This window comes from Dermacoccus sp. Tok2021, from assembly GCF_019895135.1.
GTDB classification, from domain to species: Bacteria; Actinomycetota; Actinomycetes; order Actinomycetales; family Dermatophilaceae; genus Dermacoccus; species Dermacoccus abyssi.
This window is the reverse complement of sequence record NZ_JAGTHU010000003.1, coordinates 23,744-46,482: the sequence shown is the minus strand read 5'-3', so window position 1 is coordinate 46,482 and position 22,739 is coordinate 23,744. Positions and strand designations below refer to the sequence as shown.

The following is a 22,739-nucleotide window of genomic DNA, read 5'->3' as shown; positions in this document are numbered from 1 at the left end:
TGCGGGGAGCCATCCGGCGACGTTCGACGAGCGCGCCGTCACGTGCGGGTGGCGTGCCTTCTGGGGCGAGGCGTAAACGATCGCGGTCCAACCAGTGATCACATCTGTTGGCGACGGCGAACGCACCGGCCTCAGCGGTCGCTGGATCTCGCTGGGCGGGGCCTGCGCAGGTGGCGTTCGGCCGCTGCGCGCTTGTTCTCGTCGACGGAGCGTTCATAGGCAGCCACGAAGCTCTGGACCGTGAGGGGCCGGAAGCTGTTCACCGAGTCCCGCACGTCCGCGGCGGGCACGCCCGTCGCCTTGTACGCCGGCCAGACGTCCTCGCGGAAGATGTCGGTCAGTTCCTCCGCGAGCGCTCGCGCGTGACGTTCGATGCTGGCCTGGGCGCGCTGAGCCGCGCGGAGCGGCAACCCGAAATCGAGCATCTGCACGCCGAGTGACAACAGGGTGGGGGAGACCTCGAACGTCTCATCGGCCGTCGGTTCCAGGATGCCGATGGCGGCGAGCACCTCGAGGTCGTCTTCACTCAGCGGTCGTCCGGCACGCTCGCTGAGTTCCGCGCGCTCCAAGGTCTCGGGTCGGTCCGACATCCATGGCGCGAGCAGGGTGCGGTGGAGGCGAATGGCATCCGGCGAACCGTCCGTCGGCACCTTGGCGAGGTAGCTCGTGATCGCAGCGAGGGTGAAGCCGTGTGCCTGGAGCTCGCGGATGAGCTCCAGACGCACGAGATGCTCGGCGCCGTACATGGCGATGCGACCCTCGCGGCGTGGCGGCGGAAGCATGTCCCGGCCCGTGTAGAAGCGAATGTTGCGGGCAGCGACACCGGAGCGTTCCTCCAGCTCGTTCAACGTGTACGCCTGCGCCGCCCAATCATTCACACCCCAGTTTCGCACGGGCTGGAGTGCTGACGTCGTCACTGGTGCGAGCTCTCCTCGACGTACTGTGCGGCGATGTCGCCCTCGAAGCTGCGCTCGACGGCCTTGCGCCGCAGCTTCATGCTGGGTGTCAGATCGCCGGCCTCGATCATCAGCTCCCGGTCGAGCAGGACGAACTTCTTGATCTGCTCCCACCTGTTGAGGTCGAGGTTGAGCTCGTCGACGTAGCCCTGCGCCAGCGCTTGCACCTCGTCGGTGCGCATGAGCTCCGCGAAGTCGCTGTACGTGACGCCGCGCTCCTGCGCCCAATCCTTCATCGCGACCGGGTCGAGCGCGATGAGTCCGACGACGAACCGGCGGCTCTCACCGACGACGACGAACTGTGCCGCGTACGGGCACACGGCCATGAAGCGCGCCTCGATGACGCTCGGTGCGACGTACTTGCCGTTCGCCGTCTTGAACACGTTCTTCTTGCGATCGGTGATGCGGATGTCGCCCCGATCGGTGAGCATGCCGACGTCACCGGTGCGCAGCCAACCGTCGTCGGCGAACGTCTCGGCCGGGCCTCGGGGTTGCCGTGGTACTCCTTCATCACGCTGGCGCTGCGCACGAGGATCTCGCCGTCGGTGTCGAAGGCCACCTCGGTGCCCGGCAGCGGCTTGCCGACGGTTCCGTACTCCACCTCGCCGATGCGGTTGAGGCTCGTCGTCGACCCGGCCTCGGTGAGTCCGCACCCCTCGAGCACCGTGATGCCGGCGCCGCCGAACCACTTGGCGATCGCCGGGTCGAGCGCCCCCGAACCGGAGCTGAGGAAGCGCAGACGTCCACCGAAGGCCCCACGGATCTTCTTGAGCACGAGGGCATCGGCCACCTTCGTCTGAACGCCCAGCTTGCGCGGCACGCGCTCCCCGGTCGTCTCCAACTCCTGCGTCGTCATCGCGACCGACGCAGCCCAATCGAGGAGGCGACGCTTCACCGGGCTGGCCTCGGCACCCGTCTTCACGCGGGCGTGGATCTTCTCCAGGATGCGGGGCACGGAGCACATGAAGGTGGGCTTCACCTCGTCGAGGTTGCTCGCGATGCGGTCGAGGTTGCCGTCGATGTAGGTGAGGTAGCCGGCACGAACGGCCATGAGGGAGAGGGCCTTGCCGAAGGCGTGCGCGAGCGGCAGCCACAGCAGCGTGACGTCGTCCTCGTGGAGCAGATCGACGGCGATGAGGGATTCGAGCGTCGCGTTCCAGCTGCGGTGCGTGAGCAGCACGCCCTTGGCGCGCCCGGTGGTGCCGGAGGTGTAGAGGATCGCCGCGATGTCGTCCCCGGTCAACGCCTCGTAGGGCTGCGCCGCCAGCACGGACTCGCCGCGGCTCACCACGCCCTCGAGCGGGACGAGCCAGTCACCCTCGCGTGAGCCGTCGAGGCTGATGACGTGAGCTCCGGCAGGGCCGAACGCAGGTCGCGAAGGGCATCGATCTGTGCCGCGCTCTCGGCGACGACGACGCGGGCACTCGCGTCGCTCAGGATGTGCTCGACGTCGGCGGGAAGGCTCGACGGGTAGACGGACGTCCTGACGCCCCCGGCGCAGATGGCCCCGTAGTCGCACCAGAGCCATTCGTAACGCGTGCCGGACATGATCGCCACGCGCTCGCCGTGCTGCAGCCCCAGGTCGATGAGAGCCGCCGCGAAGACGCGCGCACGACGGCCGGTGTCGGCCCATGTGTCGCTCACCCAGGCGTCGTTCGCGTCGCGGTGAAGGACACCTTGTTCACACTCTGCTCCGCGCGCCACTGCAGCAGGTGCGCGAGGCTCGGATGAGGCAGGGGCGGCAGCGGGCCTCCGTCGGACGCAGCGGTGATGGTGCTCGCGGGCTGGCGGTCATGGACTCGTCCCTCGTCAGGTGTTTGTGAGGCATGTCACGTCATCGACCCTAACACTGACACTGTCAGTGTTAGGGTCGTTCACGTGATGAGGTTCCACCACCTCCGCCTGATGTCATCCCCACTGAGGAGAGTTCCATGACAGCCCAGCCCGAAGCGTTCGTCTTCGATGCCGTTCGCACCCCGCGCGGCCGGGGCAAGAGCTCCGGCTCCCTGCACGAGGTCAAGCCGATCGACCTCGTCACCGGCCTGATCGACGCGCTCAAGGAGCGCAACCCCGACCTCGATCCGAACCGCATCGACGACATCGTCCTCGGCGTCGTGACGCCCATCGGTGAGCAGGGCATGGACATCGCCAAGACGGCCGCGCTCGCTGCGGGCCTGCCGAACACGGTCGCCGGCGTTCAGCTCAACCGCTTCTGCGCCTCTGGCCTCGAGGCCGTCAACCAGGCCGCCGCACGGATCCGCTCCGGCTTCGAGCACCTCATCGTCGCCGGCGGCGTCGAGTCGATGTCGCGCGTGCCCATGGGCGCGGACGGCGGCGCCTGGCCCATGGACCCGGCCACCGCCTTCGCCACGAACTTCGTTCCTCAGGGTGTCGGCGCGGACCTCATCGCCACCCGAAACGGCTGGAGCCGCGACGACGTCGACGCCTACGCCGTCGAATCCCAGCGTCGCGCCGCGGCCGCTCAAGCCGAGGGTCGTTTCGACGGTGCGCTCGTTCCCGTCAAGGACGCGAACGGCATGACCATCCTCGACAAGGACGAGACGGTCCGGGGAGACACCTCGGCGGAGAGTCTCGCGAAGCTCAAGCCGTCGTTCGCCATGATCGGTGACCTCGGAGGCTTCGACTCCGTCGCGCTCGAGCAGTATCACGAGGTCGAAGCCATCGACCACGTCCACCACGCGGGCAACTCCTCCGGCATCGTCGACGGGGCCGCCCTCGTGCTCATCGGTGGCGAAGCCACCGGCAAGGAGCTCGGCCTCACGCCCCGCGCCCGCGTCCTCGCCACCGCCGTCAGTGGAGCCGACCCGACGATCATGCTCACCGGCCCGACGCCCGCCGTCCGCAAGGCGCTCGACATCGCCGGCCTCACACCTGAGCAGATCGACCTGTGGGAGATCAACGAGGCGTTCGCCGTGGTGCCGATGAACGTCATGGCGGAACTCGACATCCCCCACGACAAGGTCAACGTCAACGGGGGCGCCATCGCGATGGGCCATCCGCTCGGCGCCACCGGTGCCGTGCTCGTCGGAACGTTGGTCGACGAATTGCACCGTCAGAACAAGCAGTACGGCGTCGTGACGCTGTGCGTCGGCGGCGGTATGGGTATCGCCACGGTCATCGAGAAGATCTGAGGGATCACACACCATGAATGCACAGACCACGAGCAACGCGGCCGTCTACTCCGAGAAGGACGCCGACGGAGTCGTCACCATCTGGCTCGATGACCCCGAGGCTAGCGCGAACACGATGAACCAGCGCTACATCGACGCGATGGGTGACGTCGTCGACCAACTCGAGAAGGACATCGAGGCGCGTGCCGTCAAGGGCGTCGTCGTCGCATCGAAGAAGAAGACGTTCTTCGCCGGCGGCGACCTCGTCGGCATCCAGAAGATCCGGGCCGACCAGGCTCATGAGGCCTTCGACATGGTCGAGAAGGTCAAGAGCCAGCTACGTCGCCTCGAGACCTGCGGCGTGCCGGTCGCGTCCGCCATCAACGGTGCTGCGCTCGGCGGTGGTCTCGAGATCACGCTCGCCACCCACTATCGCGTCGCCGTCGACGACCGTTCGGTCAAGCTCGGCCTGCCCGAGGTGACCCTCGGCCTTCTGCCCGGTGGCGGCGGCGTGACGCGTACGGTCCGCATGTTCGGCCTCCAGAGCGCGCTCATGGACTGGCTGCTGCAGGGGCAGCAGCGTGACCCGAAGCGCGCCCTGGAGAAGGGCCTCATCCACGCTGTCGTCGCGACGAAGGACGAGCTCCTGCCCGCCGCGCGCGCCTGGGTGCTCGAGAACGCAGACGACCCCGAGGCCGCCAAGCAGCCCTGGGACCGCGAGAAGTTCCGTCTGCCCGGTGGCGCGCCGTCGTCGCCGAAATTGGCCGCCGTTCTGCCGTCGTTCCCCGCCAACCTGCGCAAGCAGCTCAAGGGCGCCGACTACCCGGCGCCGCGCGCCATCATGTCGGCTGCGGTCGAGGGGGCGGGCGTCGACCTCGACACCGCCTCTCGCATCGAATCGCGCTACTTCGCCACGCTCGTGGCGGGCAAGAACTCCAAGGACATGATCCAGGCGTTCTTCTTCGACATGCAGGCGCTGGGCGCGGGTTCGCTGCGCCCGAAGGGCGTCGAGAGGTCGAAGGCGAAGAAGGTCGGCGTGCTCGGCGCCGGAATGATGGGCGCCGGCATCGCCTACGCCTGCGCCTCACGAGGCGTCGACGTCGTCCTCAAGGACGTCAGCGCCGAGAACGCCGAGAAGGGCAAGGACTACTCGAAGAAGATCCTCGACAACAAGGTCTCCCGCTCGCAGATGACGCAGGAAGCTGCCGACGAGGTGCTGGCTCGCATCACGCCGACCACCGACGCGGCCGACCTGAAGGGCTGCGACGTCATCGTCGAGGCCGTCTTCGAGGACCCCGAGCTCAAGGCCAAGGTGTTCGCCGAGGCGGAGCAGCAGGTGGACGAGAAGACGCTCCTGTGCTCGAACACATCGACGCTCCCGATCACCGGTCTGGCCAAGGGCGTCACGCGCCCGAAGGACTTCATCGGCCTGCACTTCTTCTCGCCCGTCGACAAGATGAAGCTCGTCGAGATCATCGTCGGCGAGGAGACGAGCGATGAGACGCTGGCGCGCGCCATCGACCTCGTGCAGCAGATCGGCAAGCTGCCGATCGTCGTCAACGACAGCCGTGGCTTCTTCACGAGCCGTGTCTTCGGCACATACGTGCTCGAGGGCCCGGCGATGCTCGAGGAGGGCATCGACCCCATGTCGATCGATCGAGCCGGCACGTCGGCGGGCTTCCCGACCGGACCGCTGGCGCTGCTCGACGAGGTGACGCTGTCGCTGCCGCGCCACATCGCCGAGGAGACGAAGAAGGCTGCCGCGGCCGAGGGCGCCGAGGTGCCCGAGCCGGCCGGTCTCGATGTCCTCGCGACGATGCTCGACGAGCACGACCGCCCCGGCCGCGCGGCCGGCAAGGGCTTCTACGACTACGCCGACGGCAAGCGCGGCAAGCTCTGGCCCCAGCTGCGTGAGACATACACGAAGAGCGACGTCACCACGCCGTACTCCGACCTGCAGGATCGTTACCGCTTCGCGATGGCCATCGACGCGGCCCGCTGCTTCGAGGAGGGCGTCATCACTTCGACGGCCGCAGCGAACATCGGCTCGATCTTCGGCATCGGCTTCCCCGCCAACACGGGCGGCGTGGCGCGGTTCATCGAGACGTACGAGGGTGGCATGAAGGGCTTCGTCGCCCGCGCCAACGAGCTGGCCGACGCCTACGGCGAGCGCTTCCGCCCGTCGCAGTGGCTCACCGAGCGCGCGAACGCGGGCAAGGGTCTCGTCGAATGACTGGGAACAAACCGCTCGACGGCGTCGTCGTCGTCAGTCTGGCCCCCAACCTGCCCGGCCCGGCGGCTGCCCATCGCCTGAGCGTGCTCGGCGCGAGCGTGACGAAGGTGGAGCCGCCGAACGGCGACTTCCTCGCCCTCGGCGCGCCCGATTACTACGCCGAGCTCACGGGCGGCCAGCGGATCGTCACGATCGACCTCAAGAACGAGGACGGTCGTGCCGAGCTGGAGTCGATGCTCGAGGGCGCCGACGTGCTCCTCACGTCGGCGCGTCCGAGCGCGCTGGCAAAGCTCGGACTCGGCTGGGACGAGATCCACGCACGTCTACCGAAGCTCATCCAGGTGGCCATCGTCGGCCACCCGGGTGAGGAGGCGGAGCTCGCGGGCCACGATCTGACGTACCAGGCGGGCTACGGCACACTCGATGCGCCGTCGATGCCGCGCGTGCTCATGGCCGACCTCGGCGGCGGCGAGCGTGCCGCCGCCGCGGCGGCCGCGGCGCTCGTGGCCCGTGCCCGCACGGGTGAGGGGTCGTACGAGGAGGTCGCGCTGAGCGACGTCGCGGCCGACTTCGCTGCCCCGGTGCGCCACGCGCTCACCGTGCCCGGCGGTGTTCTCGGTGGCGCGTTGCCCCAGTACCGCCTCTACCCGGCCTCGGACGGCTACGTCGCCGTCGCGGCGCTGGAGGGCCACTTCTGGAAGCGCCTCCTAGAAGCCCTGCAGACGGTGAGTGACGACGGCACCGGCCTCGCCGACGTGCTCAGCACCAAGACGGCGAACGAGTGGCAGGAATGGGCGCGCGAGCGCGACATCCCGCTCGCCGCAGTCGTCACCCCCTGACAACCTTCGAGAGGCATCTGACATGTTCACGATGACGCCCTATCGCTCCCCGTGGCTGAACGAGGAGCTCGACGACCTGCGCAAGCTCGCTCGCACCTTCTTCGAGCGCGAGTCGAAGCCGAATCAGGCGCAATGGGCCGAAAACCACGAGGTCGACCGCGAGTTCTGGAACAAGGCCGGAGACGCCGGGCTGCTGTGCATCTCCATCCCGGAGGAGTACGGCGGCGGTGGCGGTACCTTCGCGCACGAAGCGATCATCCTCGAGGAGCAGGCAGGGGCCGGCGACGACGCGTTCGGCAACAGCGTTCATTCGACGATCGTGGCCCACTACATCCTCAAGTACGGCACGCAGGAGCAGAAGAAGTCGTGGTTGCCGCGCATGGCGAGCGGAGAGATGGTTGCGGCCATCGCGATGACGGAGCCGGGCGCCGGTTCCGACCTGCAGGCTCTGAAGACGTCGGCGAAGCTCGACGGTGACGACTACGTCGTCAACGGTGCGAAGACGTTCATCACGAACGGCTCGCACGCCGATCTCGTCCTCGTCGTGTGCCGCACGGGGGACGAGGGCGCTTTGGGCTTGTCGCTGCTCGGCGTCGAGGTCGACAAGGTCGAAGGGTTCTCGCGTGGGCGCGTGCTGAGCAAGATCGGCATGCCCGGCCAGGACACGCGTGAACTCTTCTTCAGCGACATGCGGGTGCCCAAGGAGAACATCCTCGGCGGTGAGGCGGGCCTCAACCAGGGCTTCATCCAACTGATGGAGCAGTTGCCCCAGGAGCGTCTCACCATCGCCGTCGCCGCCGTCGCGTCCAGCGAGCTCGCGCTGCGGGAGACGATTGCGTACGTCAAGGAGCGCAAGGCGTTCGGTCGTGAGGTTCTCAAGTTCCAGAACACCCGCTTCGTGCTCGCCGAGTGCCTGATGGAGACGCGTGCTTCCCGTGCGCTCGTGGATTGGTGCATCGAGCAGCACGTCGCCGGCACGCTCGACGCCGCCAGCGCGTCGATGGCGAAGGCGCACTCGACCGACAAGCAGGTCGAGGTCATCGACCGCTGCCTCCAACTGTTCGGCGGATACGGTTACATGCTCGAATACCCGATCGCGCGTCTGTACGCGGCAGCGCGGGTGCAGAAGATCTACGGCGGAACGAACGAGATCATGAAGGAACTCATCGCCCGCTCGCTGTGAGGGCGTGATTCCCGCTCGACGCTGGGGCCGACTCCTCATCGGAGTCGGCCCCAGCTTTCGGTGGGAATGCGGGGAGAGGCGAACTCAGGGAGGCGATAGTAGAAGGACCCGCTTCAGTTGTTCTGCGCCGTCGCGCTCGGAGGGAGCCCGCCATGCACCTGCTCGAGATCGCCGCGATTCTCGTCGTCGGCTTTGTCGGATCCGCGGAGTTCGGCTCCGCCGCCTTCGTGCACCCGGTCATTCGCAAGCTGTCACCGGACGATCAGCTGACCTTCGAACAGTGCCTGCTGAAGACCTTCGGCCGCGTCATGCCGGTGGGAATGACGGCTGCCGTCGTGCTCGGCGTCAGCGTGGCCGTGGCGCGCCCCACCGGCTGGTTGATCGCCGCTGCCGTGAGTCTGGCGGTGGCGCTCGTCGTCACGATCGTCGGCAACGTGCCCATCAATGCCCGCACCGGCCGCATCGAGGGGAAGGCCGCGCCTGAGGGGTTCATCGCGATGCGCCGGAGATGGGACGTCTTTCAGCTGGTACGAGCGTCGCTGCAGCTGGTGGGCTTCGTGCTGATGGTCGTGGGAGTCGTGACGGACCTGTAAGCGGCCTCGACCTGTCACGTGATCGACGAGGACGCTGGCGGGACAACCGCTCGATTGCGGTGTCGGCACCGACCGGCCTCCCGTACGAGGTCGGCGGGGCGACGACGGGCCCCGCTCGAGCGGCGGCGTGTTGCGTCGGAGGTGTTTCGAGCGGCGAAGAGCCCTAGCGGCTCGAACCACCTCCGGACGTTCACGTGTGATGCGCAGGCCTGCAGCCCGCGTTCTCCCGGAGGAGACACACAGGAACCGGGCTTTCCATGCTGAGCGTCATACCGATGCCGGGTCGCAGAAGGGCGGCCCCCAGGGGAGGGAACACCATGAGCACCATCGAGAACCAGACACCACCGATCGACTCACCCGAGTACGCCGACCTGGCCCACACGGGCAGTCAGCCACCGGTGGAGGTCGAACCGAGTGAGGCACCGCGCGTCGACGAACGGCTGAGCGTCCCGGAAGGGTACGCACGAGAGAAGAGCAAGCCCCCGCTCGGGCTCGCCAAGTTCAAGGACCGGTTGCCGCAGCCGCCCGTCATCCGGGCGTGGCGACGGTTCGGCGAACAGCCCATTCGTATCCGCGCCGAGAAGGCCTTCGTGCGCTTGCATGCCGATCTGCCTCGCACGGTGGCGTGGACGTACGAAGGCTCGATGCCCGGTCCGACCATCGAGGTCCGCAGCGGCAGGGAGGCGCGCATCGACTGGGAGAACTGCCTGAGTGACGAGGACGGCCCCCTGCATCTACCGTTCGACGTCGTGCGGGTGCCCTCGAGCGGGGGCAACCCGAACATTCCGGGGGCACTGATCTCGGGCGGACGGGTCGGCACCGACCCGGCAGCGGGCGCCTTCCCTCGGATCGAGGGCACGAAGGAGCTGACGGCGGCCACCGTCGTCCACCTGCACGGAGCCCTCACGGACGGGCACAACGACGGCTGGGCCCACAACGTGGCGCTTCCGGGCAACGTCACCCGGTGCGCCTACCCGAACAAGCAATCGGCGAGGACGCTCTGGTACCACGACCACGCGATGGCCGTGACGCGGTACAACGTGCACGCCGGGCTCGCCGGTTTCTACCTCATCCGTGACGAACGGGAAGAACGACTCCGTCTCCCGAGCGGAGAAGCGGAGCTCGTGCTCGCGATCACCGACCGCAACCTCGAGACGGACGAGCGAGGTTGCTTCACCGGTCGCGTGCTGTACAAGCAAGCGGGCTTCGAAGAGCAGGGCAACCCGGGGGAGATCCCGTTCATCGGCCCTTACACGCTCGTCAACGGAAAGATCTGGCCGACGACGAACGTCGACGCGCGCTGGTACCGCCTGCGGCTGCTCAATGCCTCGAACTCGCGTGTCATGCGGCTGGCGCTGCACGACACCACCGACGAGCGCCCGGACGCTGAGCCCGTGCTGAGCACCGATCCGGCCTTCGCACGGAACCGGATCGAGGACGCGCTCGTCGTCATCGGCACCGAGGGTGGCTTCCTCGGTGCCCCCGCCCGCCCCGAGGGTGGCGTGCTCGAGATGGGACCGGGTGAGCGAGCTGACGTCCTCGTCGACTTCTCGGCCCTGCGCGGTCGCACGGTCGAACTGAGGAACGAGAGCGGCACCGTGATCGACGCGGGCCAGGGCCAGGCCGAGGCGAGCGTCATGCAGTTCGTCGTAGACCGGCGACGCGTGCGCGACCCGTTCGTCCTGCCACCCGTACTCGACAAGGGGTACTCGCGCTGGGTGCACCGCCCAGACGGGGTCCTCGAGGTCGGCCAGGGGCGCACCGTCGATCATCACGCGCACGCCTGGGTGGCGATCATCCCATCGCGCATCCGCGGCGCGGTGCACCCGCAGATGTGGGAAATGGAGCAGATCGACGGCTACCTACCGATCGACACCCCGGACATCGTGCGGGTGACCGGCAGCGACGGCGAAGTCGTCACGCTGCGCCCGGTCGCCAAGCTCTTCGACGACACCACGACGATCCGTTTCGCAGAGCAGGACTGGGCGGTGTGGAACATCCTGCACCTCGGCGGCCCCGATCACCCGCTGCACATCCACATGACCGACTTCCAGATGATCTCGCGCCGCCAGTGGGAGGTCGAGAACGGTGCGGTGAAGGGCTTCGACAAGGAGCTGGCTGCCACCCCGGCGCCCCTGCCGACACCCGCGCCGGGCCGTGCCATCGATGCCATCGACGCCGGTCAGAAGGACACCTGGGTGATCAAGAGCGGGGAGTGGGTGAGCATCCTCGGCCAGTTCGCCGGTGCGACAGGAAGCTTCATGTACCACTGCCACATCCTCGACCATGAGGACCACACGATGATGCGTCCGTTCGTCGTGCTGCCGAAGTCGATTCTCGCCTTCCACACGGGCCACGCAGGCGGTCACCACTGAGCGAGGGGTGGGGGTGTGTGCTGACGACGGTCCACACCCCCACCCTCGTGGAACGCCGGGCGTTCGGTATCGGGGCGCGGCCCCGATACCGTGGGCTCCATGCGTGTTCCCCCGGACATCGTCGAACTCGCCGAAGTGGCGCATGACATCACCGTTCTGACCGGCGCCGGAATGAGCGCCGAGAGCGGTCTCGCCACCTTTCGCGATGCACAGACCGGGCTGTGGGCGCAGCAGGACCCTTCGGAACTCGCCACCCCGGAGGCGTGGGAGGCCGACCCCGCCCGTGTCTGGGCCTGGTACCGCTGGCGCATGACCCTCATGACGCAGGCCGAGCCGAACGCCGGTCACCGAGCCCTCGCGCAGTGGAGCGACCTGCCCGATGCTCACCTGTGGGTCGTCACCCAGAACGTCGACGACCTGCACGAACGCGCCGGCAGCGATGTCCTCGCCCACCTGCACGGCAGCATCTTCGCGGTGCGCTGCTCCCGCTGCGGGCAGGACGCCGACGCCGTCGGCGAACCGCTCACCGAACCAGTCGAGCGCCTCGACCCGCCCGTCTGCGTCCACTGCGGCGGCCTCGTGCGGCCCGGCATCGTCTGGTTCGGCGAAGCACTCCCGCAGGATGCTCTGGAACGAGCCGAGGCCGCGACGCTCTCCGCCGACCTGGTCCTCGTCATCGGCACCTCCGGGATCGTCTACCCCGCAGCCGGCCTGCCGATCATGGCGCACCACCGCGGTGTTCCTGTCGTCGAGATCAACCCTGAGGAGACCGACCTCAGCGACATCGCCACCGCCACATGGCGCGTCCCAGCGGGTGAAGCCCTACCCGCGCTGCTCACGGCTCTTCGTGAGAACACGGCATAATCGATCAAAACCCCACACGATCCGTCGGCGTGATCCGTCGGCGCTTAGGAGGCACGCCATGTCCCCGACTCTGCACACCCGGCTCGAGCCGGTCCGCGCGACGATCCTCAAGCGCAACCCCGGTGAGGCCGAGTTCCACCAGGCCGTGGACGAGGTGCTCATGAGCCTCGGCCCGGTGCTCGAACGGCGCCCCGACTACGTCGAGGCCAGCATCATCGAGCGCCTCGCCGAGCCCGAGCGTCAGATCATCTTCCGTGTGCCGTGGGTCGACGACCAGGGCCGCGTCAACGTCAACCGCGGCTTCCGCGTCGAGTACAACTCGGCCCTCGGTCCGTACAAGGGCGGTCTGCGCTTCCACCCGAGCGTCTACCTCGGCATCGTGAAGTTCCTCGGCTTCGAGCAGATCTTCAAGAACTCCCTCACCGGCCTGCCCATCGGCGGCGGCAAGGGTGGCGCCGACTTCGACCCCAAGGGCAAGAGCGACGCCGAGGTCATGCGCTTCTGCCAGTCGTTCATGACGGAGCTCTACCGCCACATCGGTGAGTACACCGACGTCCCGGCCGGCGACATCGGCGTCGGTGGTCGCGAGATCGGCTACCTCTTCGGCCAGTACAAGCGCATCACCAACCGCTACGAGGCGGGCGTACTCACCGGTAAGGGCCTCTCCTGGGGCGGCGCCGCGGCGCGTACCGAAGCCACCGGCTACGGCACGGTCTTCCTCACCCAGGAGATGCTCGCGACGAAGGGTCGCTCCTTCGACGGCACGAAGGTCGTCATCTCCGGCTCCGGCAACGTGGCCATCTACGCCGCGCAGAAGGTCGCCCAGCTGGGCGGCACCGTCATCGCGATGAGCGACTCCGGCGGCTACGTCGTCGACGAGAACGGCATCGACCTCGAGATCGTGCGCGACCTCAAGGAGAACAAGCGCGCCCGCATCAGCGAGTACGCCGACCTGCGCAAGCAGTCGACGTTCGTCGCCGACGGCTCGATCTGGGACGTCGCCTGCGACGTCGCGCTGCCGTGTGCCACGCAGAACGAACTGCCGGCGGACGCCGCGAAGACGCTCGTCAAGAACGGCTGCGTCGCCGTCGCCGAGGGCGCCAACATGCCCACGACGCCGGACGCCACCGACATCCTCCAGGAGGCCGGCGTCCTGTTCGCGCCGGGCAAGGCTTCCAACTGTGGAGGTGTGGCCGTCAGCGCCCTTGAGATGCAGCAGAACGCCTCGCGTGACTCGTGGAGCTTCGAACACACCGAGAAGCGTCTCGAAACCATCATGAAGGGCGTCTTCGAGCGCTGCCAGAGCACCGCCGACGAGTTCGATGTGCCCGGCGACTACGTCAAGGGCGCCAACATCGCCGGCTTCGTCAAGGTGGCCGACGCGATGCTCGCCCTCGGCGTCGTCTGACCCGGACGCTTCGCCGCAGAGCCCGCCCGAACCTTGCGCTCGGGCGGGCTCTGCGCGTTACAGCCGCCAACCGGTGCGGTAGCCGTGCAGCGCCGCCCGAAGGATCTCGGGCAGCTCGCGCTGGTACTTGAAGATCGTCGGCACGGTCCACACCTGGGTACCGACGACTGCCGCGTCGGCCCGGGCCAGGCCCCGCGCGACCGCCCCCGACGTCGCACGCCGGAGATCGGCCGCCTCGGGCGTGAGGACACAGTTGGTCATCGACGTACTCCGGTGACGTAACTGGCTGACCTCAGCGACGTTCTGCCACGCCAAGGCTGCAACCTGGCGCCCATCGCCGCGCAGCACGCGTACCCCCTCGCGTTCGATGACGAGCGTTTGACGACGTAGGAACTGGATCGTCAGCGAGGGGATGCCGAGCACCCCGAAGAACAGCACCGCGACGAGGCACACCCACGAGCCCGGTGTGCTCGTGAACGCGCCGACCACGCCGCGCTCGCCGATGACGACCGCGAGGCCGGCGCCGCCGATGACCGTGAATCCGAGCGCGCCGACCATGCACGCCACGAGCTTGCCGGTGCTCGACGCGATTCGCGTCGCGCCCGTACGCCACAGCTCCTGCACGTGGGCGTCGACGATCTCGGGGCGCGCCTTCATGCCTTACAACCTAACGAAGCAGTAAGCGCCTGCGGCCCCGCTGCAGGGGAGTGACTTCTACCGTGGGTGGCATGGACGCGATCAACCTCGGACGCAGGATTCAGGGTGCCATCTACGGCGCCGGTGTCTACGGACGCACCCCGGTGGTTCCCGTCGAACCGGGGCGACTGCGCGAGGCCGCCCGCAAGGCAATGAGTGATCGTGCGTTCGCCTACGTCGACGGCAGCGCGGGGCGGGGACGCACGAACGACGCCAACGTCGAGGCCTTCGGGCGCTACCGCGCGGTGCCCCGCATGCTGCGCGACGTGCGTGAACGCGACCTCGGCGTCGACCTCTTCGGCCGTCGCTACGCGCACCCGCTCCTGCTCGCGCCCATCGGCGTCCTCGAAATGGCGCACCCGCAGGCCGAGCGCGCCGTGGCGAAGGCCTCCGTGGCCACACAGACGCCGATGATCCACTCGACGCAAGCCAGCGTCGCCATGGAGGAGGTCGCCGCCGAACTCGCCGAGACGCCGCACTGGTACCAGCTGTACTGGAGCAACGACGACGACCTGGCCCGTTCGCTCGTCCAGCGCGCCGAGGCGTGCGGTGCGGAGGCAGTCGTCGTCACGCTCGACACGCACCTCATGGGGTGGCGGCCCGAGGACCTCAACCTCGGGCACCTGCCGTTCGCGCGTGGCCAGGGCCTCGCGCAGTACCTCAGCGACCCGGTCTTCATGGCGCGGGTCGAGGAGCGCGCAGCCCGCGGATCGGCCCGACCGACCGAACGTCCGACGCCCGCGGCGGCCCGCTCGCTGGTGTCAATCGCCCGGCACTACCCGGGCGACCTGCGCGAGAACCTCCGTTCGCCGCTGCCGCGCGCCGCGGTCGAGACGTTCCTCGACGTGTTCCCCTCGAGCGGTCTCACCTGGGACGACCTGGCCAAGCTGCGCGAATGGACGTCGCTCCCGATCCTGCTCAAGGGCATCCAGAGCGTCGACGACGTGCGCCTCGCCGCCGATCAAGGGCTCGACGGCATCGTCGTGTCGAACCACGGCGGCCGGCAGGTCGATGGCGCCGTCGCCTCGCTCGACGTCCTCGCGAGCCTGGGTGACGAGGTCGGCGATCTCACCGTGCTCTTCGACTCCGGGGTGCGCTCGGGCTCGGACGTTTTCACGGCGCTCGCGCTCGGGGCAGACGCCGTCATCCTCGGGCGGCCCTACGTCTACGGTCTGGCGCTCGCGGGCGCCGAAGGGGTGCAGGCCGTCGTCGAGCACACCCTCGCCGAGCTCGACCTCACGATGGCGCTGACGGGTCACGCGTCCGTGGGCGAGATACACCGCGGCGCGCTCGCTCGGTGACCGAACGAACGCGCCGCGACGAGGCTCGCGCTCAGGAGCGCGGGTGCTCCGCGAGGTACTCGGCGACGTAGTCGACATCCTTGTCGCCGCGCCCCGAGAGATTGGCGACGACGATGCCGTCCTCGCCCAGCTCCCGAGCCAACTTCATGGCGTGGACGATGGCGTGCGAGCTCTCCAGCGCCGGGATGATGCCCTCCACTCGCGAGAGGGTGCTGAAGGCATCGAGACATTCGTCGTCCGTGGCCGTCACGTACGTGACGCGGCCCAGCGACGCGAGGTACGCGTGCTGCGGGCCCACGCCCGGGTAGTCGAGACCTGACGCGATGGAGTGCACCGCCGACGGCTCACCGGACTCGTCCTGCAGCACCGTGGTGGCCATGCCGTGCAGGGTGCCGGGGGTGCCCTTCGTCATCGTCGCGGCGTGACGGCCGGGCACCTCGACGCCCTCGCCGGCCGGCTCGACGCCGTAGAGCGCGACGCCCTCGTCGTCGAGGAAGCCGCTGAACAGGCCCATCGCATTCGACCCTCCACCGACGCACGCGACCGCGGCGTCCGGCAGGCGGCCCTCGAGCGACAGGATCTGCTCGCGCGCCTCGCGCCCGACGACCGACTGGAACTCGCGCACCATCGACGGGTACGGGTCGGGGCCGACGACGGAGCCGATGCCGAAGAAGACGTCCTCGAAGTCACGGGCGTAGGTGTCGAACGCCGAATCGACGGCCTCCTTGAGCGAACGCCCGCCGAACTCGACCGGCACGACCTTCGCGCCGAGCATCTCCATGCGCACGACGTTCGGGTGCTGCTTGGCGACGTCGATCGCACCCATGTGGATCTCGCACTCGAGACCCATGTACGCGGCCGCCGTCGCGAGAGCGACGCCGTGCTGGCCGGCACCCGTCTCCGCGATGAGCTTCTTCTTGCCCATGCGCTTCGCGAGCAGGGCCTCGCCGAGGCAGTGGTTGATCTTGTGCGACCCGGTGTGGTTGAGGTCCTCGCGCTTGAGGTAGATGCGCGCGCCGCCGACGTGGCGCGTCAGGTTGTCGGCGGGGAACAGCACCGACGGGCGGCCCGCGTAGAGCCTGAGCAGACGCTCGTACTCGCCGAGGAACGTCGGGTCGGCCTTCGCCTCGGCCCACGCGCGTGCCACCTCGGCCATCGGCTCCTCGAGGTGCGGCGGCACGAAACGGCCGCCGTACTCACCGAAGAAGCCTTCGGCGTTCGCGTCGTATGAGGTCATGGTCGAACTTCCTTTCGCGGGTGGGGCGTGGCACGACCGTAACCGGCATAAGGATGCTCGCCGCACCCTCGAGCCGCGGACGGGCCGGCCGTCTCAGCCCGTGATCGTCATGGGGCTGCGTCAGGCGGTGGTCAGGCCTGAGAGGCCGAACTCAGCGTTTGCTTGACGTCCTCTTGAGCACCTTGCCGACCTCCGAGAGCTCAGGCCGGGCCACACGGAGACCTCCTTGGGGGCCTTCACGCTGCTGATGCGTTCCTTCGTGAAGGCCGCCACCTGCGCCGGATCCGGGTTAGCGCCGGGCGTCGGCTGGACGACAGCGACGACCCACTCGCCCCACTTCTCGGGGCGTCAGCCGTGTTTCGATGCCTTCGCGTTCTCCTTCCGAGGTCTTCCAGCACCCGGGCACGGTCCAGTCGCTGCTCGAGCCGGCCCCGCGTGAGGAGGTCGCCGCCATCTACGCCCGGTTGGAATCGAGCGGGCGCGTGTGCTCCTCGACGCGCTGGTTGCTCCGTCGACAACGTGACGCACCAGACTTTTCCTCTTGTTGACCAAAAGGGGTTCGATCGGGCTACTCTTTCTCCGGCACAACTTTGTGCCTAACTGACGAAAAGAGTGCCCATGCCCATGACGACCGAACACCGAACTCGCGAGGAGCGCCTCGACGCCCTGCCGTTCAACCGTCGTCACCGTTCGTTGCTCGTCGGCTCCGGCATCGGCTGGGCGCTCGACGCCATGGACGTCGGCCTCATCTCCTTCCTCATGGTTGCCGTGAAGAAGGAGTGGGGCCTGTCGACCACCGACCTGTCGTGGCTCGCGTCGATCGGCTTCATCGGGATGGCGATCGGCGCCGGTGCCGGTGGCGCCCTGGCCGACCGCATCGGCCGCCGCACGGTCTTCGCCGGCACGCTCGTCGTATACGGCCTTGCAACGGGCCTGTCAGCCCTCGCACCGACGTTCCTCGTGCTGTGCGCTCTGCGCTTCGTTGTCGGTCTGGGCCTCGGCGCCGAACTGCCCGTCGCCTCGACGCTCGTCAGTGAGTACGCGCCGCGCCGACTGCGGGGCCGCATGGTCGTCGCTCTCGAGTCGTTCTGGGCCGTGGGCTGGCTGCTCGCCGCCGTCATCGGCTTCACCGTGGTGCCGCGCGAGAACGGGTGGCGTTGGGCCATGCTCCTCGGCCTCGTGCCCGCGCTCTACGCGGTGTGGGTGCGTCGAGGCCTGCCCGAATCCGTGCGCTTCCTCGAACGCGCCGGACGTGAGGAGGAGGCCGAGCGATCCGTCCGCGAGTTCGAATCGGCGTCCGGCATCGAAGCTCCGAAGCGCGCCGCCGTCGCGCCGACAGACCACGAGGCTGCGCCCAAGCCGAAAATGACCGATGCCTTCGCGCCGGCCTACCGCACCCGCACCGCCGCGCTGTGGACCACGTGGTTCGGCGTCAACTTCGCCTACTACGGCGCGTTCCTGTGGATTCCGACGTTCCTCGTCGCCGGTGGCTACCCGGTGGCCAAGTCGTTCGGCTTCACGCTCATCATCACGATCGCGCAACTGCCCGGGTACCTCGCGGCCGCGGTGCTCGTCGAGAAGATCGGCCGACGTCCCACGCTCGCCGCCTTCCTCGCCGGCTCCGCGCTCTCGGCGCTCGCGTTCGGCAACGCCGGCTCCGAAGCCACGATCATCGCGGCCGGATGTGCACTCAGCTTCTTCAACCTCGGCGCCTGGGGTGCGCTCTACGCCATCACGCCGGAGATCTACCCGACCGCGATCCGCGCCGCGGGTGCCGGAAGCGCGACGGCGTTCGGCCGCATCGCGTCGATCGTCGCGCCGCTCATCGTGCCGGTCGTCTTCACCGAGCACGGCGAGGTGTGGACGTTCGTGCTCATCGCGTTCGCGTTCGCCGTCGCCACGGTGGCGTCACTGCTCCTGCCCGAACGACGTGGCGCGAGCCTCGAGGAGGCCTGAGCAGGCTCGTTGGGTGTCGCTCAGGCGCCTACGCGCTCGTCCTGCGGATCGCGCAGGGCGGGCGTGAACGTCAGCGCGGTGAGCAGCAGGCCCGCCACGAGCGGTAGGAGCATCGCGCGCTGAATGTCGAAGTGTGAGCTGAGGTAGCCGATGACGCCCGGCCCGGCCAGGAACGCGGTGTACCCGAAGCCGGTGACGATGGCGAGCACCCGACCGCCGCCGATGTGGCCCGCGATCGCGTAGATCTGCGGCGCGATCATGCCGACACCCAGGCCCACGAGCAGCCAGCCGGCGAGGATGACGGGCAGGGACGACGCCACCACCGTCACCGCGAAACCGGCGACGGCCACCGGAGCTCCGAATCGGACGACCGCGACGCGTCCGTAGCGGCGCACGAGCGCGTCGCCGACGAGGCGGATGACGACCATCGTCGCCGACACCGCGACGAGACCTGCTGCGCCGGTGCCGGCGTCGACCTTCGCGACGTCGGTGACGTGGATCGAGGCCCAGTCGATGGCCGTTCCTTCGGTGAAGCCGAAGAACAGGGCCATGACGCCGAGCAACCACGCCTGCGGCGGGATGCCCGTGGCCTTCGTGGACGCCGAAACGTCGGCCTCATCCGTCGCCTGCGCGCCTGCGTCGTCGTGGGGGGCCTTGGGGGTGCGGGACAGCAGTGCGGCGAGCGCGAGGAGCGCCGCGACGGCGATGACGATGAGGGCCGAGCGTGGATCGGCGTCGTCCTGCATGCGGGCGAACGCCACGACGATGACCGCGCCGACGAAGCCACCGAGCGAGAAGAACGCGTGGAAACGACTCATCGCCGGTATGCCGGAGGCCTTCTCCGCGTCGATGCCGAGGGCGTTCATCGCGACGTCCATCGTGCCGTTGCTCGCACCGATGAGCGCTCCCGCGAGGACGAGAGCCACATAGGTCGGTACGAAGGCGAGGAGTCCGACAGCCGCAGCCATCGCGACGCCGCTCACGAGAGACGGCAAGCGTGGGGTGATGCGGTCGGAGACGCGCCCGCCGATCTGCATCGAGACGATGGCGCTCGCGCCGGTGACGAGGAGAACGGCGCCGATGCCGCCCGCGTCCGTACCGACGCGCTCACGCAGGCCCGGCAGCGAACCGCCCCATGCGCCCATCATCACGCCGTTGACGAAGAAGATCGCGAAAACGGCGCGCACGAGCGCACGTCCCTGCTCGCGCGTGAAGGCTGTGGGGGATTCAGGCATACCGACCATTGTGACGCGCGGCCCTAGGCTGGTCGAATGGACGACAAGGCGATGCTCAAGACCTACCTCGACTCATTGCGTTCCGCGGTGTTGTGGAAGCTCGAGGGGCTCGACGAGTGGCAGGCGCGATGGCCCATGACGTCGACGGGCTCGAACGTCCTCGGCATCGTCAAGCATCTTGCTGCGATGGAGTACGGCTACCTCGGCACCGTCTTCGCCCGCCCCGGTGAGGAATTGCCCTGGATTGGGCCGGGTGCAGAGCCCAACGCGGACATGTGGGCGACCGGTGAGGAGTCGATCGAAGACGTCGTGCTCCTGTACCGCCGCGCTGTTGCCCACGCCGACGCGACGATCGATGCCCTCGATCTTGAGGCTCCGGGCAGCGTGCCCTGGTGGCCCCAGCCCGACGTGACGCTGCACCGGATTCTCGTTCACCTTGTCGTCGAAATCGCTCGGCACGCAGGGCATCTCGATATTCTGCGTGAGCAGCTTGACGGACGCGTGGGGTTGCGTGAGGCGAACCCGAACCTGCCGTTCGGTGACGACGCGTCGTGGGCCGACCACGTCGATCGGCTGCGCGACGTTGCCATCGAGGCCCAGTGGCCGGGAGCTCGCGCCGGCCTCTACGCCTTCCCGGGTCCGCTACGCGACACGCTGCTCGCCGCCATCATCAGCGGTACGAAGAGTTCCACGTCGGCATTGCTGGAGGGGTACCGCGCGGACGGTGAGCCGTTGCCCGTCGTGGGGGAGCGTGAGGTGCTCATCTCCTCGACCGGCCTGCCGGTCGGCATCACGGAGACGACCGAGGTGCGCGTCGTCAGCCTCGACGAGGTCGACCTCGATCACGCCCTCGACGAGGGTGAAGGCTTCCGGGACGTCGCCGAATGGCGGGAAGCGCACGAACGCTTCTGGACGAGTGACGACGTGCGCGCCGAGTTGGACGACCCGAACTTCACGGTGAACGACGACACCCAGGTTGTCCTCCAGCGCTTCGCGCTCGTGAAGAAGCTCTGAACGCGCCCTCTGGTTGACTGGGCACAGCCGCTCGATTCCACCGCAACGCAAGGAGAAGTCATGCGTGTCGCCATCGCCGGCTCGACCGGCCTCATCGGAACCAAGCTCGTCGAGCTGGCTCGCTCCGACGGTCACGACGTCGTCGAGGTGTCGCGTTCCTCCGGCTTCGACCTCACGGACGAGGCCGTCCTGCCCCGCCTCGCCGAGGCGCTCGCGGACGTGGACGCCGTCGTCGACGTCACGCAGGGCGCGAGCTTCGAGGAGGACGAGGCGGTCAGCTTCTTCCGTTCGGTGGCCGGCCATCTCGGCCAGGCAGCTCACGAGGCCGGCGTGCGACGCACGGTCGTGTTGTCGATCGTCGGCATCGAGGAGAGCCCCGACTACGGCTACTACGTCGGCAAGGTGGCACAGGAGAAGGCCCACCGGGAGAACTCCCCGGGCGTCCTCGTTCTGCGCGCCACCCAGTTCCACGAATTCCCGGGCCAGATGGTCGAGTGGTTCACCACCGACGGCGTGGCCGACGTCATGGACGTGGAATTCCAGCCGGTCGACTCCGCCGAGGTCGTTCGTCTGCTGCTCGAGATGGCGACGGGGTCGTTCGACGACGATGTCCAACTCGCCGGGCCGCGCACCGAGAGCCTCGTCGGCCTGGCCCGCGAGCACGTTGCGGCCAAGGGGCTCGATGCCACGGTGAAGCCGGGCGAAGCGCCCGCATCCATGGCCGAGGGCGGCATGTTGCCGCGGCAGGAGGACGCCGTCATCGTGCGTGGCCGCTCGTGGCACGAGTGGATGGATCAGGAGAACTGACGCTCCCGCGCTGATTTCGGCGCGTGGCGCGAACAAGGGGCGCCGCACTCGTCGTGAGTGCGGCGCCCCTCGTCAATCGTGGTCGTGGCTCAGACGCCCGCGGTCTGACGGATCCAGGCGCGGTGGCCGGTGATGTTGGAGTAGTTCGAACCGGCGTGGATGTTGCTGCCCGGGTCGGCCGTGTCGCCCGTCGAGCAGACGCCCACGATCTGACCGTTGATGACGAGCGGGCCTCCGGAGTCACCGTGGTTCGAGGCGCCGTCGATGCCCTGGACGTGGATCGCGCGGCCGCGGTAGGCATCCGTGCTCGAGCCGAGGACGGTGACGTTCGCCTTGAACAGGCCGGTGGACTGCCGGCTGTTGGCGCGAAGGCCGTAGCCGCTGATGACGCCCGTCTGCCCACGCTGCGCCGTGTACGAGTTGGCCATCGGCATCGGGTTGACGCCGACCGGCTTGGCGAGGTGGACGAGTCCGACATCTCCGTAGGGGGAGTTGACGAGGCGGTCGCCGGAGACCGGCGTGCCGGGATTCGTCGTCGAGTTGGAGGTGTAGACCTTCATCCGGCTGCTGCCCTCGGTGCAGTGACGTGCGGTGAGGACCCACTGCGCGGCGATGACCTCGCCGGTGCAGCCGTACTGACCGCCGTCCTGCGTGAAGACGAGTTGTACGACGGACGGGTTGGAGGCCTGGGAGCCTCCGACGATGTACTCGGGCTTGTCGACCGTGGGGGAGGCGCCTGCCGTGGGGGTGAGCGCGAAAGCCATGGTCGTGCCGGCCGCGGCAGCGGCGAGGCGGAGCGTCGGTCGGGTCATTTTCATGCCTCTCTTTCGCGTCGACCCCGGGAGGTGGGGTCGTGAGTGCCCACAACGCTTACATAGGCGATGCAAAGAGAGTGCGTGAGCGAGGTCACA

The 22,739-nt window shown here is 68.4% G+C and carries 20 protein-coding genes and 1 pseudogene; 12 read left to right on the top strand and 9 right to left on the bottom strand.

The features are described from left to right. Positions 1-131 precede the first annotated feature (131 nt). From K9D12_RS03055 to K9D12_RS15050, 4 genes are all read right to left on the bottom strand, one after another. Positions 132-848 carry a MerR family transcriptional regulator gene (locus K9D12_RS03055; protein ID WP_205744825.1) on the bottom strand — a complete coding sequence of 239 codons (717 nt, stop codon included), beginning with the start codon at positions 846-848 and terminating at the stop codon, positions 132-134. A gap of 65 nt (positions 849-913) precedes the next feature. Then, positions 914-1,192 carry a hypothetical protein gene (locus tag K9D12_RS03050; RefSeq protein ID WP_223059464.1) on the bottom strand — a complete coding sequence of 93 codons (279 nt, stop codon included), beginning with the start codon at positions 1,190-1,192 and terminating at the stop codon, positions 914-916. Next, positions 1,189-2,247, bottom strand: a complete 1,059-nt coding sequence (locus K9D12_RS03045; protein WP_223059463.1) for an AMP-binding protein — start codon at positions 2,245-2,247, stop codon at positions 1,189-1,191. The genes K9D12_RS03050 and K9D12_RS03045 overlap by 4 nt, the downstream gene beginning before the upstream one ends. Beyond that, the gene (locus tag K9D12_RS15050; protein ID WP_223059462.1) at positions 2,241-2,600 is read right to left on the bottom strand and encodes an AMP-binding protein; all 360 of its coding nucleotides are present in this window, start codon (positions 2,598-2,600) and stop codon (positions 2,241-2,243) included. The genes K9D12_RS03045 and K9D12_RS15050 overlap by 7 nt, the downstream gene beginning before the upstream one ends. Positions 2,601-2,887: 287 nt before the next feature. Between K9D12_RS15050 and K9D12_RS03035 the strand changes: the two genes are divergently transcribed. The 8 genes from K9D12_RS03035 (at position 2,888) to gdhA (ending at position 13,582) form a co-directional block, all read left to right on the top strand. Further along, positions 2,888-4,108 carry an acetyl-CoA C-acetyltransferase gene (locus tag K9D12_RS03035; RefSeq protein ID WP_129662489.1) on the top strand — a complete coding sequence of 407 codons (1,221 nt, stop codon included), beginning with the start codon at positions 2,888-2,890 and terminating at the stop codon, positions 4,106-4,108. A 13-nt stretch (positions 4,109-4,121) separates the two neighbouring features. Then, positions 4,122-6,320 carry a 3-hydroxyacyl-CoA dehydrogenase NAD-binding domain-containing protein gene (locus K9D12_RS03030; RefSeq protein WP_223059461.1) on the top strand — a complete coding sequence of 733 codons (2,199 nt, stop codon included), beginning with the start codon at positions 4,122-4,124 and terminating at the stop codon, positions 6,318-6,320. Beyond that, the gene (locus K9D12_RS03025) at positions 6,317-7,159 is read left to right on the top strand and encodes a CaiB/BaiF CoA-transferase family protein (protein ID WP_129662493.1); all 843 of its coding nucleotides are present in this window, start codon (positions 6,317-6,319) and stop codon (positions 7,157-7,159) included. Before K9D12_RS03030 ends, K9D12_RS03025 begins: the two co-directional genes overlap by 4 nt. Before the next feature lie 22 nt (positions 7,160-7,181). Further along, entirely contained in the window at positions 7,182-8,342 is a 1,161-nt protein-coding gene (locus tag K9D12_RS03020) for an acyl-CoA dehydrogenase family protein (protein WP_129662495.1), read from the top strand. Positions 8,343-8,494: 152 nt separating this feature from the next. Beyond that, positions 8,495-8,935, top strand: a complete 441-nt coding sequence (locus tag K9D12_RS03015) for an anthrone oxygenase family protein (RefSeq protein ID WP_129662497.1) — start codon at positions 8,495-8,497, stop codon at positions 8,933-8,935. A 317-nt stretch (positions 8,936-9,252) separates the two neighbouring features. Then, the gene (locus K9D12_RS03010; protein ID WP_223059460.1) at positions 9,253-11,310 is read left to right on the top strand and encodes a multicopper oxidase domain-containing protein; all 2,058 of its coding nucleotides are present in this window, start codon (positions 9,253-9,255) and stop codon (positions 11,308-11,310) included. Positions 11,311-11,409: 99 nt separating this feature from the next. After that, positions 11,410-12,174, top strand: coding sequence for an NAD-dependent deacylase (locus K9D12_RS03005; RefSeq protein ID WP_223059459.1), 765 nt, complete (start codon positions 11,410-11,412; stop codon positions 12,172-12,174). 58 nt (positions 12,175-12,232) lie between these two features. Continuing rightward, positions 12,233-13,582 (top strand): NADP-specific glutamate dehydrogenase, encoded by a 1,350-nt coding sequence (gene gdhA, locus K9D12_RS03000; protein WP_370633445.1) that lies wholly within the window; start codon positions 12,233-12,235, stop codon positions 13,580-13,582. Between the two features lie 57 nt (positions 13,583-13,639). Here the strand turns inward: gdhA and K9D12_RS02995 are convergent, their stop codons facing one another. Then, positions 13,640-14,239, bottom strand: coding sequence for a hypothetical protein (locus K9D12_RS02995; protein ID WP_223059458.1), 600 nt, complete (start codon positions 14,237-14,239; stop codon positions 13,640-13,642). Between the two features lie 71 nt (positions 14,240-14,310). Between K9D12_RS02995 and K9D12_RS02990 the strand changes: the two genes are divergently transcribed. Continuing rightward, a complete protein-coding gene (locus K9D12_RS02990; protein WP_223059457.1) occupies positions 14,311-15,579 on the top strand; it encodes an alpha-hydroxy-acid oxidizing protein in 1,269 nt (422 codons plus the stop codon). Positions 15,580-15,610: 31 nt separating this feature from the next. Here the strand turns inward: K9D12_RS02990 and trpB are convergent, their stop codons facing one another. Next, complete coding sequence (trpB, locus tag K9D12_RS02985) at positions 15,611-16,816, bottom strand: tryptophan synthase subunit beta (RefSeq protein WP_223059456.1); 1,206 nt, start codon at positions 16,814-16,816, stop codon at positions 15,611-15,613. Positions 16,817-16,936: 120 nt separating this feature from the next. Further along, positions 16,937-17,098 (bottom strand): annotated as a pseudogene (locus K9D12_RS15140) (hypothetical protein); the annotation flags it as partial. 342 nt (positions 17,099-17,440) lie between these two features. On the opposite strand from K9D12_RS15140, the gene K9D12_RS02980 reads away from it, so the two are divergent. Further along, positions 17,441-18,772 (top strand): MFS transporter, encoded by a 1,332-nt coding sequence (locus K9D12_RS02980; RefSeq protein ID WP_225910879.1) that lies wholly within the window; start codon positions 17,441-17,443, stop codon positions 18,770-18,772. A gap of 20 nt (positions 18,773-18,792) precedes the next feature. On the opposite strand, the gene K9D12_RS02975 is transcribed toward K9D12_RS02980, so the two are convergent. Further along, positions 18,793-20,007: an MFS transporter gene (locus K9D12_RS02975; protein ID WP_225910878.1), complete on the bottom strand. Its 1,215-nt coding sequence runs from the start codon at positions 20,005-20,007 to the stop codon at positions 18,793-18,795. Positions 20,008-20,043: 36 nt separating this feature from the next. Between K9D12_RS02975 and K9D12_RS14785 the strand changes: the two genes are divergently transcribed. Together K9D12_RS14785 and K9D12_RS02960 are read left to right on the top strand one after the other, a co-directional pair. Beyond that, complete coding sequence (locus tag K9D12_RS14785) at positions 20,044-21,021, top strand: DUF664 domain-containing protein (RefSeq protein WP_225910877.1); 978 nt, start codon at positions 20,044-20,046, stop codon at positions 21,019-21,021. A gap of 60 nt (positions 21,022-21,081) precedes the next feature. Then, positions 21,082-21,828 (top strand): SDR family oxidoreductase, encoded by a 747-nt coding sequence (locus K9D12_RS02960; RefSeq protein WP_047310334.1) that lies wholly within the window; start codon positions 21,082-21,084, stop codon positions 21,826-21,828. Positions 21,829-21,917: 89 nt separating this feature from the next. On the opposite strand, the gene K9D12_RS02955 is transcribed toward K9D12_RS02960, so the two are convergent. Next, on the bottom strand, positions 21,918-22,646 hold the full coding sequence (locus K9D12_RS02955; protein WP_223059454.1) for a trypsin-like serine protease: 729 nt from the start codon (positions 22,644-22,646) through the stop codon (positions 21,918-21,920). Positions 22,647-22,739 lie beyond the last annotated feature (93 nt).

Excerpts from the sequence above, each read along its gene's own strand:
- K9D12_RS03050 (WP_223059464.1), bottom strand. The coding sequence starts at position 1,192 with ATGAAGGATTGGGCGCAGGAGCGCGGCGTCACGTACAGCGACTTCGCG.
- K9D12_RS03035 (WP_129662489.1), top strand. The coding sequence starts at position 2,888 with ATGACAGCCCAGCCCGAAGCGTTCGTCTTCGATGCCGTTCGCACCCCG.
- K9D12_RS03030 (WP_223059461.1), top strand. The coding sequence starts at position 4,122 with ATGAATGCACAGACCACGAGCAACGCGGCCGTCTACTCCGAGAAGGAC.
- K9D12_RS03025 (WP_129662493.1), top strand. The coding sequence starts at position 6,317 with ATGACTGGGAACAAACCGCTCGACGGCGTCGTCGTCGTCAGTCTGGCC.
- K9D12_RS03020 (WP_129662495.1), top strand. The coding sequence starts at position 7,182 with ATGTTCACGATGACGCCCTATCGCTCCCCGTGGCTGAACGAGGAGCTC.
- K9D12_RS03015 (WP_129662497.1), top strand. The coding sequence starts at position 8,495 with ATGCACCTGCTCGAGATCGCCGCGATTCTCGTCGTCGGCTTTGTCGGA.
- K9D12_RS03010 (WP_223059460.1), top strand. The coding sequence starts at position 9,253 with ATGAGCACCATCGAGAACCAGACACCACCGATCGACTCACCCGAGTAC.
- K9D12_RS03005 (WP_223059459.1), top strand. The coding sequence starts at position 11,410 with ATGCGTGTTCCCCCGGACATCGTCGAACTCGCCGAAGTGGCGCATGAC.
- gdhA (WP_370633445.1), top strand. The coding sequence starts at position 12,233 with ATGTCCCCGACTCTGCACACCCGGCTCGAGCCGGTCCGCGCGACGATC.
- K9D12_RS02995 (WP_223059458.1), bottom strand. The coding sequence starts at position 14,239 with ATGAAGGCGCGCCCCGAGATCGTCGACGCCCACGTGCAGGAGCTGTGG.
- K9D12_RS02990 (WP_223059457.1), top strand. The coding sequence starts at position 14,311 with ATGGACGCGATCAACCTCGGACGCAGGATTCAGGGTGCCATCTACGGC.
- trpB (WP_223059456.1), bottom strand. The coding sequence starts at position 16,816 with ATGACCTCATACGACGCGAACGCCGAAGGCTTCTTCGGTGAGTACGGC.
- K9D12_RS02980 (WP_225910879.1), top strand. The coding sequence starts at position 17,441 with ATGACGACCGAACACCGAACTCGCGAGGAGCGCCTCGACGCCCTGCCG.
- K9D12_RS02975 (WP_225910878.1), bottom strand. The coding sequence starts at position 20,007 with ATGCCTGAATCCCCCACAGCCTTCACGCGCGAGCAGGGACGTGCGCTC.
- K9D12_RS14785 (WP_225910877.1), top strand. The coding sequence starts at position 20,044 with ATGGACGACAAGGCGATGCTCAAGACCTACCTCGACTCATTGCGTTCC.
- K9D12_RS02960 (WP_047310334.1), top strand. The coding sequence starts at position 21,082 with ATGCGTGTCGCCATCGCCGGCTCGACCGGCCTCATCGGAACCAAGCTC.
- K9D12_RS02955 (WP_223059454.1), bottom strand. The coding sequence starts at position 22,646 with ATGAAAATGACCCGACCGACGCTCCGCCTCGCCGCTGCCGCGGCCGGC.